The organism is Micromonospora sp. MH33 (assembly GCF_003013775.1).
Lineage (GTDB): Bacteria > Actinomycetota > Actinomycetes > Mycobacteriales > Micromonosporaceae > Micromonospora > Micromonospora fulviviridis.
In genome coordinates this window covers 1-14907 of sequence record NZ_MUYZ01000162.1, presented here as the reverse complement: position 1 = coordinate 14907, position 14907 = coordinate 1, and the positions used below count along the sequence as shown (strand labels likewise).

Sequence of the window (14907 nt, the reverse complement as noted above, 5' to 3'; positions counted from 1 at the left end):
CGGCGGCCGCGGCCTGCTGTGCCCGCGATGCCGCCTGGGCGGTCAACGAGGCTGCCGTTGTCGCCTTGCGTGCGGCGTCGGATGCCACCTGAGCGGCCCGCATGGCCGCGTTCGAGGCGCCGATGGCGTCCCGGGCCGCGTCTGCGGCGCCGGCAGCGGCATCCGCGGCGCGGGCCGCGGCCGCCGAGGCCTTCTTCGCCGAGTTGCCGGCGGCCGCGGTTTCCGCCGCCGCCGTCTCCGCGGCCTTCTTTGCCTCCGCGGCGGCGTTCGCGGCGCGGGTGGACGCCTCGGACGCCGCGAGAGACTCGCGGGCGGTCACCTCGGACGCCTGCTTGGCCTGCTCGGTCAGGCTCCGGATGGAGGCCAGCTCCTGGTCCCGCGCCCGCGCGACGAACTGCCCGGACTCCAGGAACTCCCGCAGCTCCTCCGGGGTGCCCGCCAGCGCCTGCTGCGCCGCGGCATTGAGCACGGGGCCGGAGTTGTTGGCGGCGCCGGTCAGCATCCGGGTGGCCGCCAGCCGGTCGTCGGCGCGTTCCGCCGAGTCCCGCCCGGTGGACAGGAAGGCGTTCAGCTCCTCCTGCGTCCCGTTCAGCGCGTTCTGTGCGGCCGCCTGCATGGTCGGGCCGCCGGACTCGAGGAGCCGGTACGCCCGGGTCCGCTCGTCCGTCGCCCACGAGGTCTTCCAGCCGCCGTTGACGAACGCCCGGACGTCCTCTGCCGAGCCGGCCAGCGCCTGCAGCGCCGCCGCCCGCATGGCGGGGCCGTCCATGCCCGCGAGCACCTGCGCCGCGGCCCGCTCGTCGGCCTCCTGCGCCTCGGTGTCCCCGGTGTCGAGGAAGGCACGAAGGTCGTCCTCGGTCCCGAGCAGTGCGGCCTCGGCGGCGCGCCGGAGCGAGGGGCCGCCGGACAGCAGGTACGAGACGGCGATCGCCCGGTCCTGTGCCGGGTCGGACGCCGATGCGGCGGAGGCCGGCTGAAGGAACGAGCTGACGAGCACCAGGGCCAGGAACGCAGCGGTTCGCTGCATCCATCGCGGGCTTCGGTGTTTGGCCCGGGAATGGGCAGCATGCATCGACCGTGAAGTCACGGCAACCCCCGTGGAAGCGAGACAAGACTGGCTGCACGCTATCGATCCCGATCACCGTGCACAAGGGGTCAGAGATCGCTTACCGGCCGTCGCCCGGCCGCCTTCAGGGGCCACAACGCCATGCCAGCGCGAACGCGACCACCCGTCCGGCCTTGCCAGGTGAAAGTTTTCATGCATAGAGTCGGGCCGTGAATGAAAGCAGTGCGGCACCCACCGACCGCCTGCTCGACCTCTTCCACGGCGTCCGGCTCACCCCGACCCAGCGCCGGATCGCGCACTGCCTCGTGCAGCAGGCGGGCGCGGCGGCGTACCTGTCCGCGGCGGAGGTGGCCGAGCTGGCCGGGGTCAGCCAGCCATCGGTGACCCGGTTCGCCATGGCGCTCGGGCACGACGGCTACCCCGCGCTGCGCCGCCGGCTGCGTGAGCTGACCGCCACCGGCGCCGCCGACCCGGCCGACGCCGGCAACGCCCTCCAGCGGGCGGTGCACGCCGAGATGGGCAACCTCGACCGGCTGGCCGGGCAGCTCGCCGACGCCGGCCGGATCGCCGAGGTGGGCAAGCTGCTCGCGGCCAGCCGGCCGCTGCCGGTGCTCGGGCTGCGCGCCGCCGCGCCCCTGGCGGCGTACTTCGCGTACTTCGCCGCGAAGGTGCACCCGGACGTGCGGGTCCTCGACGACGGCGGCAGCCTCCTCGCCGACCGGCTCGAACAGGCCGTCGCGGCCGGGGCGGGCGCGCTGCTCGCCTTCGTGCTGCCCCGCTACCCCCGGGAGACCATGGACGCGCTGCGCGAGGCCCGGGAGGTCGGGTTGACCGTCGTGGCGATCACCGACTCGCCGGTGAGTCCGGCCACCGACCACGCCGACGTGGTGCTTCCCGCCGCCGTCGGCACCGACCTGGTCTTCGACCTGCACACCGCACCGATGACCCTGGCCATGGTGGTGCTCCAGGCGATCTGCGACGCCACCCCCGCCGAGACCCAGGCCCGGCTCGAGGCCTTCGAGTCGTCCGCCACCCGTCGTCAGTTGTTCCTCGGCTGAGAGGAGGAGTGACTAGTTTGTTGGCTTTTTCTTCGCATCTGTCTACGGTTGCAGCACCTGCTGACGACCGTGCACACCTTCTCGTGTCGATTGAACGGGCTGCGACGCTAAGAGAAGGAACTCCAAGGAGTGGACCTGACTGCGGAGGGCGGCCGGTGAAGGTCACCCGGATTGCGTACTCGACGGTCCTGAACCCTGGCAAGTACGCCGCCCTGGAGGAGCAGGCCCACCGGTTGGGTCGGGTTCGCAGCGAGGTGTGGCAGCGGTACGGGTCGATCGCCGGGGTCGGGTCCGGGCTGACCGATCGGCGGGTGCGGGACCGGTGGTTGGCCGACGGCATACATGTCCCGTTCGGTGTGCTGGCGAATGCGTGGAAGGAAACCGTCCGCGACGCGATGGCTGACATCGCGGCGAACCTGGAGGCGGCCAAGGTGCAGGTCCGGCGGGCGATCAGCCGGCGCACCGACGACCCAGCCGAGCGCAAGCGGATGTTCACTGCGTTGAAGGCCGACCGGTGGGCTGAGGATCCGTTCCTGTCCCGGCAGATGCGCAAGCATTGGAAGCGGGGCCACAACCGCACGCATGATCAGATCGTGGTGCGCGCCGACGCGTACAGCGCTGTCGTCGATGGGCGAGGCCGGTTGTGGCTGGCGGTTCCCGGTCTGCGACGCCGCCAGATGGTCAGAATCCCGTTGTCCACGACCGTGGCCCCGTCGGGCACGCTGCGGCTGATCCTGCGCGGCGGGCGGGTCGAGGTGCACCACCAGATCGACGCGTCGCGGATGCGGTCGTCGCAGCGGCCCTGCGGGCAGCGGACGCTCGGCGTGGACAAGGGCTACACCGAAGCTTTGACCGACTCCGACGGCGGCCACCACGGCACCAGCCTCGGCCGACTGTTGACCAGCGAGTCGGATCGGCTGAATGAACGCAACCGGCGTCGGGCGAAGCTGCGCTCGATGGCGAACACCGCCGCCTTGCGGCGTGACCACGCGAAAGCGCACCGGATCAGGTCTCACAACCTCGGCGCTGTGAAACGGGACCGGCAGGCGGCTCGCCACCGCGCGCGGGTACGCACGGAGATCTTCACTGCCGTGCATCGGGTCGTGGACAAGGCAGCGGCCGTGGTTGCCGAAGATCTGACCAAGCGCTTCGCCGGGCGTAAGACGCTCGGCAAGAACGTGAATCGGCGCCTCGCCGGGTGGACCAAAGGAGTCACCGCGGAGGCGCTAGCGAACGTGTCGGAGCGCAGAGGTTCTGCGCTCGTGCACGTCAACGCCGCCTACACCTCACAAGCCTGTCATCGCTGCGGCCGGCTCGGCCGACGCAGCGGGGACGGGCTTCACTGCACCTCGTGCGGGGTGGTGTGGCAGGCCGACGCGAACGCCGCGATCAACATCCTGCACCGAGCCGGCGACCCCGACATCGCCCTGCACACCCCACACCACATGGTGAAGCAGATCCTGCAGGACAGGACCGATCGCCACCGGACCAGACTGCCGGTCCAGGACTCCAGCCCAGCCACCACCGGGCGGAGAGCGAACTATCCGAACCGCTCAGCAATGAGCAACAAGTAGGAAGCAGTACGAGATGCACCAGCCCGTTCGTGCCGCCCGCGGCACCGCACGCACCGCGAAGGGGTGGCCGCAGGAGGCCGCGCTGCGGATGCTGATGAACAACCTCGACCCGGAGGTGGCCGAGCGCCCCGAGGACCTGGTGGTCTACGGCGGCACCGGCAAGGCGGCCCGGGACTGGCCGTCGTACCACGCGCTGGTCCGCACGCTGACCGAGCTGCGCGACGACGAGACCATGCTGGTGCAGTCCGGCCGCCCGGTCGGCGTGATGCGGACCCACGAGTGGGCGCCCCGGGTGCTGCTGGCCAACTCGAACCTGGTCGGCGACTGGGCCACCTGGCCGGAGTTCCGCCGGCTGGAGGCGCTCGGCCTGACCATGTACGGGCAGATGACCGCCGGCTCCTGGATCTACATCGGCACCCAGGGCATCCTCCAGGGCACCTACGAGACGTTCGCGGCGGTGGCCGAGAAGCGGTTCGGCGGCTCCCTGGCCGGGACGCTGACGCTGACCGCCGGCTGCGGCGGCATGGGCGGGGCGCAGCCCCTGGCGGTCACCATGAACGGCGGCGCCTGCCTGATCGTCGACGTGGACCGCAGCCGGCTGGAGCGCCGGGCGCACGACCGCTACCTGGACGAGATCGCCGACTCGCTGGACGACGCGGTCGAGCGGGCGCTCGCCGCCCGGCGGGACCGGCGGGCGCTCAGCGTCGGCGTGGTCGGCAACGCCGCCACGGTCTTCCCGGAACTGCTGCGCCGGGGCGTCGCCATCGACATCGTCACCGACCAGACCAGCGCGCACGACCCGCTGTCGTACCTGCCGGAGGGGGTGGAGCTGGCCGACGCCCGGGACTACGCGGCGACCAAGCCGGCCGAGTTCACCGACCGGGCGCGTGCCTCGATGGCCAGGCACGTCGAGGCGATGGTCGGCTTCCTCGACGCCGGCGCCGAGGTCTTCGACTACGGCAACTCGATCCGGGGCGAGGCGAAGCTCGGCGGGTACGAGCGGGCCTTCGACTTCCCCGGCTTCGTGCCGGCGTACATCCGGCCGCTGTTCTGCGAGGGCAGGGGCCCGTTCCGCTGGGCGGCGCTCTCCGGCGACCCGAAGGACATCGCGGCCACCGACCGGGCCATCCTCGACCTGTTCCCGGAGAACGAGTCGCTGGCCCGGTGGATCCGGATGGCCGGCGAGCGGGTCGCCTTCCAGGGCCTGCCGGCCCGGATCTGCTGGCTGGGCTACGGCGAGCGGGACAAGGCCGGGGTCCGGTTCAACGAGATGGTCGCCTCGGGCGAGCTGAGCGCGCCCGTGGTGATCGGCCGGGACCACCTGGACTGCGGCAGCGTGGCCAGCCCCTACCGGGAGACCGAGTCGATGGCCGACGGTTCCGACGCGATCGCCGACTGGCCGCTGCTCAACGCGCTGGTCAACACCGCGAGCGGGGCGTCCTGGGTGTCGATCCACCACGGCGGTGGGGTCGGCATCGGCCGGTCCATCCACGCCGGGCAGGTCTGCGTGGCCGACGGCACCGCCCTGGCCGGGCAGAAGATCGAGCGGGTGCTCACCAACGACCCGGCCATGGGCGTCATCCGGCACGTCGACGCCGGCTACGACGACGCCCGCGAGGTCGCCGCGCGTACCGGCGTCCGGGTCCCCATGGCGGAGGGCACGGCGTGAGCGATCTCGCCGTCCGGTTCCGCAAGCTGTGGGACGAGCTCGCCCCCGTGGGGCGGGACGCGGGCAGCGGCGGCTACCTGCGCTACGCGCTCACCGAGCCGGAGCTCACGCTGCGCGGCTGGTTCCGCGAGCAGGCCGGGCAGCGCGGCATGCCGGTCACCGAGGACGGCAACGGCAACCTGTTCGCCTGGTGGGGCGACCCGGCGGCCGGGGACGCCGTGCTCACCGGCAGCCACTTCGACTCGGTGCCGCACGGCGGGGCGTACGACGGGCCGCTCGGCATCGTCAGCGCGTTCCTGGCCGTGGACGAGCTGCGGGCCGCCGGGTCCGCCCCGGTCCGGCCGGTGGCGGTGGCCGCGTTCGTCGAGGAGGAGGGCGGCCGGTTCGGCGTACCCTGCCTGGGGTCGCGGCTGCTCACCGGGGAGATCACGGTGGAGCGCGCGGCCGGGCTCCGTGACGCGGCGGGGGTGAGCTTCGCCGAGGCGCTGGGCGACCGGCCGGCGGGCGCCGACCCCGGCCTGCTCGGCCGCTTCGCGACCTTCGTGGAGCTGCACGTCGAGCAGGGCCGCGCGCTGGTCGACCTCGGCGCGCCGGTCGCGGTGGCCAGCGCCATCTGGCCGCACGGCCGCTGGCGCTTCGACTTCGCTGGCGAGGGCAACCACGCGGGTACGACCCGGATGGCCGACCGCCGCGACCCGATGCTCACCTACGCCTTCACCGTGCTCGCGGCAAACAAGGAGGCCCGGCTGCGCGACGCGCACGCCACCGTGGGCCGGGTGGCCGTCGAACCGAACGCCACCAACGCCGTCCCGTCCCGGGTGACCGGCTGGCTGGACGCCCGGGCGGCCGAGCCGGAGACGCTGGACGGCCTGGTCGAGGCGGTCCGGGCCAAGGCCGCCGAGCGGGCGCGGCGCGACGGCACCGAGCTGACCTGCACCCAGGAGTCGGCCACCCCGCTGGTGGCGTTCGACGGCGGGCTGGCCGGCCGGCTGGCCGCGCTGCTCGGCGCGCCGGTGCTGCCCACCGGGGCCGGGCACGACGCCGGGGTGCTGGCCGCGCACCTGCCGACCGCGATGCTCTTCGTGCGGAACCCGACCGGGGTGTCGCACTCCCCCGCGGAGTCGGCCACCGACGCCGACTGCGCCGCCGGGGTGGCCGCCCTGGCCCGAGTGCTGGAGGAGCTGGCATGCCGCTGACCCGCTGGCTGGCCGAGTACGCCTGGCTGCCCGACCACGCCGAGCCCACCCCCGACGTGCTGATCGAGGCCGAGGCCGGCCGGGTCACCGCGGTCACCCCGCTGGTCGGCGGTGGCGCGCCCGCCGCCGGGGTCGAGGTGCTGGGCGACGCGGTACGCCTGCCCGGGCTCACCCTGCCCGGCCTGGCCAACGCCCACTCGCACGCCTTTCACCGGGCGCTGCGCGGGCGTACCCACGGCGGGCGCGGCGACTTCTGGAGCTGGCGGGACGTCATGTACGACGTCGCCGCCCGGCTCGACCCCGACTCCTACCTGGCCCTGGCGCGGGCCGCGTACGCCGAGATGGCCCTCGCCGGGATCACCTGCGTCGGTGAGTTCCACTACCTGCACCACGGCCCGGAGGGCAGGCCGTACGCCGACCCGAACGCGATGTCGGCCGCGCTGGTCGAGGCCGCCGCGCACGCCGGGATCCGGCTCACGCTGCTGGACACCGCGTACCTGACCGCGAGCGTGGACGGCGCGGAACTGGCCGGGACGCAGCGCCGGTTCGGCGACGGCGACGCGCTGCGCTGGGCGGAGCGGGTCGACGCGTTCCGCCCCGAGAACGACCACGCGCGGGTCGGCGCGGCGATCCACTCGGTCCGCGCCGTGCCTGCCGAGCAGCTCGCCACCGTGGCCGGCTGGGCCGACCGCAACGGCGTGCCGCTGCACGTACACCTCTCCGAGCAGCCGACCGAGAACGACGCCTGCCGGGCCGTGCACGGCTGCAGCCCGACCCGACTGCTGGCCGACCACGGGGTGCTGGGCCCGCACACCACGGCGGTGCACGCCACCCACCCGACCAGCGCCGACGTCGCCCTGCTCGGGGAGAGCCGGACCGGGGTGTGCCTCTGCCCCACCACCGAGCGGGACCTGGCCGACGGGATCGGGCCGGCCCGGCGGATGTTTGACGCGGGCAGCCCGCTCAGCCTGGGCAGCGACAGCCACGCCGTGGTCGACCTCTTCGAGGAGGCCCGCGCCGTGGAGCTGGACGAGCGGCTGCGCACCCGCCGGCGGGGGCACTTCGCCGCTGCCGAGCTGGTCGGCGCGGCCACCGCCGCCGGGCACGCCGCGCTCGGCTGGGGCGACGCCGGCCGGCTGTCCGTCGGCGACCGGGCCGACCTCGTGACGGTACGGCTGGACAGCGCCCGGACCGCCGGGGTGCCGCCGGTCGGCGCGTTCTTCGCGGCCACCGCCGCCGACGTGACGCACGTGGTGGTCGACGGGCGGACGGTGGTGGCCGACGGCCGGCACCTGACCGTGGACGTGCCGGCCGAACTGCACTCGGCCATCGCGGAGGTGACCTCGTGAGGGGCAGCCTGCTGGTCGACAACATCGGGGAGCTGGTCACCAACGACATCGGCGGCGAGGGCGGGCCGCTGGGTATCCGCAACTTCCACGGCGCGCCGCTCGGGTTCGCCGCCGACTACCTGGCCATCGCCGCGTCCGAGGTGGGCGCGATCGCCGAGCGGCGGGTGGACCGGCTGCTCGACGTCACCCGCTCCCGGGAGCTGCCGGCGTTCCTCTCCCCCGACGCCGGGGTCAACTCCGGCCTGATGATCGCCCAGTACACGGCGGCCGGGATCGTCGCGGAGAACCGCCGGCTGGCCGCCCCCGCCTCGGTCGACTCGCTGCCCACCAGCGGCATGCAGGAGGACCACGTCTCGATGGGCTGGGCGGCGACCAAGAAGCTGCGCACCGTGCTGGACAACCTGACCAGCCTGCTCGCGGTGGAACTCCTGGCCGCCGTACGCGGGCTCCAGCTCCGCGCCCCGCTGACCCCGTCGCCGGCCGGCCGGGCCGCGCTGGCCGCGCTCGGCGAGGCGATCGGCGAGCCGGGCCCGGACGTGTTCCTCGCCCCGCTCATGGAGGCGGCGCGGGAGGTCGTCCGCAGCCCCGAACTGCGTGCCGCGATCGAGCGCGAGGTCGGCCCGCTGGGGTGACTCTGGCGGCGTCGCCTCATCCGTACGCCGGGACGTGGGCCAAGAGCGCGACCACGTCCCGGCCCGGGCTGTCGGGATCCCCTCCCCGCCGGCCGCCGCTCTCCGACCTCGGGGCGACCCCCGCCGGTCAGGCGGCCGGAGGGAGCACCTTGGCGACCAGCTTGGCCAGCTCGCGCAGCGCCTTGCCGCGGTGGCTGACCGCGTCCTTCTCCTCCGGGGTCAGCTCCGCGTTGGTGCGCTCCTGCCCGTCGCCGAGGAAGATCGGGTCGTAGCCGAAGCCGCCGTCGCCGCGCGGGGCGCGCAGCAGCCGGCCGGACTGCCGGCCGTCGACCAGGTGCTCCTTGCCGCTGGGCAGCACCAGCGCCACCGTGCAGACGAAGGCGGCGCCCCGGTGCTCGTCCGGCAGGTCGGCGATCTGGTCCAGCACGAGCTGGAGGTTTGCCCGGTCGTCGCCGTGCGCGCCGGCCCAGCGGGCGCTGAACACGCCCGGCATGCCGTTGAGCGCGTCCACCGCCAGCCCGGAGTCGTCGGCGATGGTCGGCAGGCCGGTACGCCGGCAGCCCTCCCGGGCCTTGATCAGCGCGTTCTCGCCGAAGGTCAGGCCGGACTCGGGCAGCTCCGGGTACTCCTCGACGTCGTCGAGGCCGAGCAGGGCGATCCGGTGGGCGCCGAGCGCGCCGTCGAGGATCCGCTGGAGCTCGACGAGCTTCTTCCGGTTGCGGGTGGCCAGGAGCACCGTGTTCATCAGTTCAGCGCCCTTCCGCTGCGCGTCGGCCAGGTTCATCAGTTCAGCGCCTTCCGCTGCGCGTCGGCCAGTTCCAGGCAGCCCGCCACGCCCAGGTCGAGCAGGGCGTCCAGCTGCTCCCGGGCGAAGACGCCGGCCTCGCCCGTCCCCTGCACCTCGACGAAGTCACCCGTCCCGGTGCAGACCACGTTCATGTCCACCTCGGCCGCGACGTCCTCCTCGTAGCAGAGGTCGAGCCGCGGCTCGCCGGCGATGATGCCGACGCTGACCGCCGCCACCGACCGGTGCATCACCTTCTCGACCTTGCCCGCCAGGGCCTTGCGCTCGGCGAGCCAGGTCACCGCGTCGTGCAGCGCCACGTACGCCCCCGTGATGGCGGCCGTCCGGGTGCCGCCGTCGGCTTGGAGCACGTCGCAGTCGAGCACCACCGAGTTCTCGCCCAGCGCCTTGAGGTCGACGCAGGCCCGCAGGCTGCGGCCGATCAGCCGGGAGATCTCGTGGGTCCGGCCGCCGACCCTGCCCTTGACGCTCTCCCGGTCGGAGCGGGTGTTGGTGGCCCGGGGCAGCATCGCGTACTCGGCGGTCACCCAGCCGAGCCCGGAGCCCTTGCGCCAGCGGGGCACGCCCTCGGTAACGCTGGCCGTGCAGAGCACCCGGGTCGCCCCGAACTCGACGAGCACGGAGCCTTCCGGGTGGGTGCTCCAGCCCCGGGTCAGGGTCACCGGTCGGAGTTGGTCGGGCCGCCGCCCGTCAGGTCGCGCCATGCCTGCACCCTATGCGGTGCCGTGATCGAACCGGCCCGCGGTCTCCCAACGGTGGCCCGCGACGGTCACGGTCGGCACGCCTGACCGCCCCGCGGAACAGATCACGCTCGGCGACAGCGGTGCCGTCCCGGCGGGTGTCCCTGACCGCCTTTGCTCTGCCGCCACGGACGCACCAGCTACCGAACGTCATGAGCCTCGGCGGCGCCCCATCGGGACGGCGATCGGCAAGCCGCAGCTCTACGCCCTGCTGCGTGGATGGCTGCAGAGCAAAGGCTGGTGCTGGCGACCTGTTGCCGGGACCAAGCCAGACACGGAGTGTCACAGGACGCTTCCGTACGATGCGTAATCGGGACTCGCGCCGCCGGCTGCGACCGACGGAAATGGTGCGGGCCGACCGGCGTGGTCAGACCTCGTAGGAGGCGCCGGCCCGGACCACCTCGAGCGGCCCGGCGTACGCACCGGCCGCCGACTCCACGGTGTGCGACTCGCTGCCCCAGGCGGGGACGAGATGGGTGAGCAGCAGCCGGCCCACCCCCGCCTTGGTGGCCGCCTCGCCGGCCTCCCGGCCGGTCAGGTGCAGGTCCGGCGGGTTCTCCACCCCGTCGAGGTAGCTGGCCTCGCAGAGGAACAGGTCGGCGCTCTGGGCCAGGCGCAGCAGCGCGTCGCAGGGCGCGGTGTCCGAGGAGTAGCAGAACACCCGGCCGCCGTGCTCCAGCCGCACCCCGTACGTCTCGACCGGGTGGTTCATCTGGTCGACGGTGACGGTGAACGGGCCGATCGGGAAGGTGCCCGGCTGGAGGCCGTAGAACTGGTAGACGTCCTCGACCGTGCTGTCCTCCTGCCCGTACGCGCTGGCCAGCCGGTCCGGCGCGCCGGAGGGGGCGTACATCGGCAGGGGCGGGTACGGGCCGTCCGGGGCGTACCGGCGCACCACCACGTAGCTGACCGCGTCGAGCATGTGGTCGCAGTGCAGGTGGGTGAGGAGGATGGCGTCCGGGGCGTGCAGCCCGACGTAGCGCTGGAGGGTGGAGAGCGATCCCGAGCCGAAGTCGATCAGGAGCCGGAACCCGTCGGCCTCCAGGAGGTAGGCGGAGCAGGGGGACTCGGGCCCGGGAAAGCTGCCGGCGCAGCCGAGAACGGTCAGTCGCATCCGGTCGCCTCGATCTCACGCTCGGTAGTCGACACGCCGGCGGTCCCCCCGCCGATGATCTCTACCGACGCGTTCGCCACGCTGCGCAGCCTACGCGTCGGCCCGGTCGGCCAAGAATCATCTACCGGAAGTTGTCATCAACGTGACACCCGTACGCGTCCGGTCCCGCGAGGTAACGGTCGGTTCGGCCAGCGGCGTACGCGGACCGAACCGACCGGCGGGCCGTCAGGCCCAGAGCTGCCCCTCCAGGGCGTCCTCGGCGTCCGCGAGGGTGCCGCCGTACGCCCCGGTCGACAGGTACTTCCAGCCGCCGTCGGCGACCACGAAGGCCACATCGGCGCGACGGCCGTCGCGGACCGCCTCGTGTGCCACCGCGAGGGCGGCGTGCAGGATCGCCCCTGTGGAGAAGCCGGCGAAGATCCCCTCCACCTCGACGAGCTGCCGGGTCCGCAGCACCGCGTCCCGGGTGCCCACCGAGAAGCGCCGGGAGAGCACCGTCGCGTCATACAGCTCGGGCACGTAGCCCTCGTCGATGTTGCGCAGCCCGTAGACCAGCTCGCCGTAGCGGGGCTCGGCGGCGACGACCTGGATGCCGTCGACCTTCTCCCGCAGGTAGCGTCCGGTGCCCATCAGGGTGCCGGTGGTGCCCAGGCCGGCCACGAAGTGGGTGATGGAAGGCAGGTCGTGCAGCAGCTCCGGCCCGGTCGTCTCGTAGTGCGCCCGGGCGTTCGCCTCGTTGCCGTACTGGTAGAGCATCACCCAGTCCGGGTGCTCGGCGGCGATCTGCTTGGCGGTGGCGACGGCCTGGTTCGAGCCGCCCGCGGCCGGCGAGAAGATGATCTCAGCGCCGTACATCCGGAGCAGCTGGACCCGCTCGGTGGAGACGTTCTCCGGCATCACACAGACCAGCCGGTAGCCGCGCAGCTTGGCCACCATGGCCAGCGAGATGCCGGTGTTGCCGCTGGTCGGCTCCAGGATGGTGTCGCCGGGGCGGAGCCGGCCGGACTCCTCGGCCGAGCGGACCATGAACAGGGCCGCCCGGTCCTTGATGCTGCCCGTCGGGTTCCGGTCCTCCAGCTTGGCCCAGAGCCGCACCGGCGGTGCCCCGTCGGGCACCGTCGGCGAGAGCCGGGGCAGCCCGACCAGGGGCGTGCCGCCGCAGGCGTCGAGCAGGCTGTCGTACCGCGCCATGCCGCCGACCGCCCTCAGCGGGCGGCGACGGCCGCGCGGTGACCGGCGGTCGCGGCAGCGGCGGCACTGTGCTGCGCGATCGCCGCTGCCGCGGCGAAGCCGAACGCGCCGCCGGCCACGGCCGGCAGGATGGTGACGCTGTCGCCGTCGTTGAGCTTGGCGTCGAGCGCGCCGAGGAACCGGACGTCCTCGTCGTTGACGTAGACGTTGACGAACCGGTGCAGCGCGCCGGCGTCGGTGACCAGCCGGGCCCGCAGGCCGCCGTGCCGGGAGTCCAGGTCGGCGAGCAGGTCGCCCAGGGTGTCGCCGCTGCCCTCGACGACCTTCGCGCCGCCGGTGTAGCTGCGCAGGATGGTGGGGATGCGAACCTCGATGGCCATGATGTCTCGTGCTCCTTGTTCGGGTGCTGCCAGGTGACGGGAGGAAGAAAGGGTGTGCCGGCGCTGAGAGATCAGCGGTCGGAACACTCGTAGTCGACCGTCGCCGGGCTCTGCCCGAACATGTAGGACTGGACGGCGTGCGGGTCCACGGCAGCCACGATCTCAACCGGCTCCTCGGTGACCACGCCGTCGACGATCCGGAAGGAGCGGATCTCCTCGGTGTCGGGCTCGCGGGTCGAGACGAGCAGGTAGTGCGCTCCCGGCTCCCCGGCGAAGGAGATGTCCGTGCGGGACGGGTAGGCCTCCGTCGCGGTGTGCGAGTGGTAGATGACGACCGGCTCCTCGTCGCGGTCGTCCATCTCGCGCCACAGCCGCAACTGCTCCATCGAGTCGAACTCATAGAAGGTCATGGAGCGGGCGGCGTTCGCCATCGGGATGTGCCGGGTCGGGGTGTCGCTGCCGGCGGGACCGGCGACCACGCCGCACGCCTCGTCCGGGTGGTCCCGGCGCGCGTGGGCCACGATCGCGTCAATGATCGACCGGTCGATGCTCAGCACACCGCCCAGCCTAGCGCCTGGCGGTCCCGGGCGGCGAGGTGGTGACCGTCACGGCTCAGTCGATCAGAGCGTTGAGCAGGGACTCCTGCAGATATCCCAGGTACGCGTAGACCGATAGTTGGAACACGCGGGACGAGGTGGGGTCCTCGGCGACCGCGTCGTCCAGCTCCTCGCCCAGGTCGGTGCCGTCCTTGATCTCCAACCGGACGCCCATGGCCAGCCGGGCGTCGTTGAGGGCGCGCAGCCACGCCTCGGCGGCCTCCGCGTCCAACCGCACCTCGCCGCCGGCCTCGCCGTCGGGCAGCGCGGCGAGGATCGCCCCGGCCTGGTCGATCTTGGCGGTCTTGAGGTCACCCTCGGTGTAGCGGCGGAACTCCGCGCTGCCCGTCGCGTCGTCCGGGTAGACCTCGGGGAAGAGCCGGCCGACCACCGGGTCGCCGTGGTCGAAGCCGTCGGTGAGCAGGCCGACCACCTCGGAGGCGACCTTGCGCAGCACCCGGACCTCGTCCACCGCGAAGGTGGCCACGTAGCGGTCGCCCTGGTGACGGAACATGCTCATGACCGGTCCACCGTCGCCCAGAGGCCGTACGCGTGCAGCTGCGACGCGTCGTGCTCCATCCGCTCCCGGGCGCCACTGGAGACGACCGCCTTGCCCTTGTGGTGCACGTCCAACATGAGCCGCTCGGCCTTCTCCCGGCTGTATCCGAAGAGCTTCTGGAACACCCAGGTCACGTACGTCATGAGGTTGACCGGATCGTCCCAGACGATGGTCACCCAAGGCCGGTCGGAGACCGGCACCTCTTCGGTGTCCGGCGTCTCGACCGGCGCAACCTGTGGAGCCGCCATGCCCCCCATCGTGCCACCGGATCCGGGGAACCGATGAACCGGAACGGCGCGGCGGTCGGGATCACCCGCCCGGACCGCGTACGACGGCCCGGGCGGCCGTGCGGCGGCCCCCGCCTCAGGCGAGCAGGATGCCGTGGTCGACAGCATCGGTGAGGCCCGCCGTTGAGGGCCACCCCGACGGGCGGGAGCGCCTCGTCGCGCTCCGCGCCCGGACAGCCGGCCAGCGCGTCGAGCGCGCCGGCGCCGGCCAGCCCGGCCACCCCGGCCGTGCTGGTGACCAGGAGCACGCGGTCCAGCTCCCGGCCGTCCGGGTGGTCGGCCAGGCCCCAGCGGACGGCGTGCACGATCCGGCGGCGCACCCCCTCGGCGAGCGGCGCGCCGAAGACCCGGGCGGCCGCGTCGTCGACGATGCCCCGGACCGCCTCGTCGCACTGGGCGGTGGCGAGCAGGGACAGCGCCTCCATCTCGCGGTCGAGCAGTTGCGGCAGGCCGGCGCAGCCGACCCCGAAGACGATCTCCTTCACCACCCGGAGGTGGATGTTGGCCAACTCCAGGGCGACGTGCTGGCGGATCCGCTGGGCGCAGGAGCGCGCCTGACGGTCGATCCGCTCGGTGAGGTCGGCCGGCTCGACGCCGGCCACCACGGGCACCCGGCCGTGCGCGCCGGGCGGCTCCGGCGGGCGGGAGCTGCCCCGGCGCAGCCCTTCGTCGGCGGCCCAGCCGACCAGCG

At 73.3% G+C, this 14907-nt stretch carries 14 protein-coding genes and 2 pseudogenes; 6 read left to right on the top strand and 10 right to left on the bottom strand.

The features are described from left to right. Positions 1-1027, bottom strand: a 1027-nt coding sequence (locus B0E53_RS22480; RefSeq protein WP_210406177.1) for an ALF repeat-containing protein, incomplete at its 3' end; no start/stop codon positions are given. Positions 1028-1275: 248 nt separating this feature from the next. On the opposite strand from B0E53_RS22480, the gene B0E53_RS22475 reads away from it, so the two are divergent. The 6 genes and pseudogenes from B0E53_RS22475 to B0E53_RS22450 form a co-directional block, all read left to right on the top strand. Then, positions 1276-2124: a MurR/RpiR family transcriptional regulator gene (locus B0E53_RS22475; RefSeq protein ID WP_107077870.1), complete on the top strand. Its 849-nt coding sequence runs from the start codon at positions 1276-1278 to the stop codon at positions 2122-2124. A 155-nt stretch (positions 2125-2279) separates the two neighbouring features. Further along, positions 2280-3698: an RNA-guided endonuclease TnpB family protein gene (locus B0E53_RS22470; protein ID WP_107077869.1), complete on the top strand. Its 1419-nt coding sequence runs from the start codon at positions 2280-2282 to the stop codon at positions 3696-3698. Between the two features lie 13 nt (positions 3699-3711). Then, on the top strand, positions 3712-5367 hold the full coding sequence (gene hutU, locus B0E53_RS22465; protein WP_107077868.1) for a urocanate hydratase: 1656 nt from the start codon (positions 3712-3714) through the stop codon (positions 5365-5367). Then, entirely contained in the window at positions 5364-6563 is a 1200-nt protein-coding gene (locus B0E53_RS22460; protein ID WP_107077867.1) for an allantoate amidohydrolase, read from the top strand. The genes hutU and B0E53_RS22460 overlap by 4 nt, the downstream gene beginning before the upstream one ends. Next, on the top strand, positions 6560-7912 hold the full coding sequence (locus B0E53_RS22455) for a formimidoylglutamate deiminase (RefSeq protein WP_107077872.1): 1353 nt from the start codon (positions 6560-6562) through the stop codon (positions 7910-7912). The genes B0E53_RS22460 and B0E53_RS22455 overlap by 4 nt, the downstream gene beginning before the upstream one ends. Before the next feature lie 80 nt (positions 7913-7992). Next, positions 7993-8544 (top strand): annotated as a pseudogene (locus B0E53_RS22450) (aromatic amino acid lyase); the annotation flags it as partial. A 127-nt stretch (positions 8545-8671) separates the two neighbouring features. Here B0E53_RS22450 and rdgB read toward each other — a convergent pair. The 9 genes and pseudogenes from rdgB to B0E53_RS22405 form a co-directional block, all read right to left on the bottom strand. Then, positions 8672-9289, bottom strand: a complete 618-nt coding sequence (rdgB, locus tag B0E53_RS22445) for an RdgB/HAM1 family non-canonical purine NTP pyrophosphatase (protein WP_107077871.1) — start codon at positions 9287-9289, stop codon at positions 8672-8674. A 38-nt stretch (positions 9290-9327) separates the two neighbouring features. Beyond that, entirely contained in the window at positions 9328-10053 is a 726-nt protein-coding gene (gene rph, locus B0E53_RS22440) for a ribonuclease PH (protein ID WP_091312992.1), read from the bottom strand. A 403-nt stretch (positions 10054-10456) separates the two neighbouring features. Continuing rightward, a complete protein-coding gene (locus B0E53_RS22435; RefSeq protein ID WP_107077866.1) occupies positions 10457-11203 on the bottom strand; it encodes an MBL fold metallo-hydrolase in 747 nt (248 codons plus the stop codon). Between the two features lie 225 nt (positions 11204-11428). Further along, positions 11429-12394 (bottom strand): cysteine synthase, encoded by a 966-nt coding sequence (locus tag B0E53_RS22430; protein WP_107077865.1) that lies wholly within the window; start codon positions 12392-12394, stop codon positions 11429-11431. A 14-nt stretch (positions 12395-12408) separates the two neighbouring features. Continuing rightward, positions 12409-12774, bottom strand: a complete 366-nt coding sequence (locus B0E53_RS22425) for a MoaD family protein (RefSeq protein WP_107077864.1) — start codon at positions 12772-12774, stop codon at positions 12409-12411. Between the two features lie 71 nt (positions 12775-12845). Next, the gene (locus tag B0E53_RS22420; RefSeq protein ID WP_091313004.1) at positions 12846-13331 is read right to left on the bottom strand and encodes a M67 family metallopeptidase; all 486 of its coding nucleotides are present in this window, start codon (positions 13329-13331) and stop codon (positions 12846-12848) included. A 55-nt stretch (positions 13332-13386) separates the two neighbouring features. After that, positions 13387-13890 carry a DUF2017 domain-containing protein gene (locus B0E53_RS22415; protein WP_107077863.1) on the bottom strand — a complete coding sequence of 168 codons (504 nt, stop codon included), beginning with the start codon at positions 13888-13890 and terminating at the stop codon, positions 13387-13389. Then, positions 13887-14177 carry an ATP-dependent Clp protease adapter ClpS gene (gene clpS, locus B0E53_RS22410; RefSeq protein ID WP_107077862.1) on the bottom strand — a complete coding sequence of 97 codons (291 nt, stop codon included), beginning with the start codon at positions 14175-14177 and terminating at the stop codon, positions 13887-13889. Before clpS ends, B0E53_RS22415 begins: the two co-directional genes overlap by 4 nt. Next, positions 14102-14907, bottom strand: a pseudogene (locus B0E53_RS22405) (hypothetical protein); the annotation flags it as partial. The pseudogene B0E53_RS22405 and the gene clpS, both read right to left, overlap by 76 nt.

Bases quoted from the DNA above. Each gene is read 5' to 3' on its own strand.
- hutU (WP_107077868.1), top strand. From the start codon at position 3,712: ATGCACCAGCCCGTTCGTGCCGCCCGCGGCACCGCACGCACCGCGAAG.
- rdgB (WP_107077871.1), bottom strand. From the start codon at position 9,289: ATGAACACGGTGCTCCTGGCCACCCGCAACCGGAAGAAGCTCGTCGAG.
- rph (WP_091312992.1), bottom strand. From the start codon at position 10,053: ATGGCGCGACCTGACGGGCGGCGGCCCGACCAACTCCGACCGGTGACC.
- B0E53_RS22435 (WP_107077866.1), bottom strand. From the start codon at position 11,203: ATGCGACTGACCGTTCTCGGCTGCGCCGGCAGCTTTCCCGGGCCCGAG.
- B0E53_RS22430 (WP_107077865.1), bottom strand. From the start codon at position 12,394: ATGGCGCGGTACGACAGCCTGCTCGACGCCTGCGGCGGCACGCCCCTG.
- B0E53_RS22425 (WP_107077864.1), bottom strand. From the start codon at position 12,774: ATGGCCATCGAGGTTCGCATCCCCACCATCCTGCGCAGCTACACCGGC.
- B0E53_RS22415 (WP_107077863.1), bottom strand. From the start codon at position 13,890: ATGAGCATGTTCCGTCACCAGGGCGACCGCTACGTGGCCACCTTCGCG.
- clpS (WP_107077862.1), bottom strand. From the start codon at position 14,177: ATGGCGGCTCCACAGGTTGCGCCGGTCGAGACGCCGGACACCGAAGAG.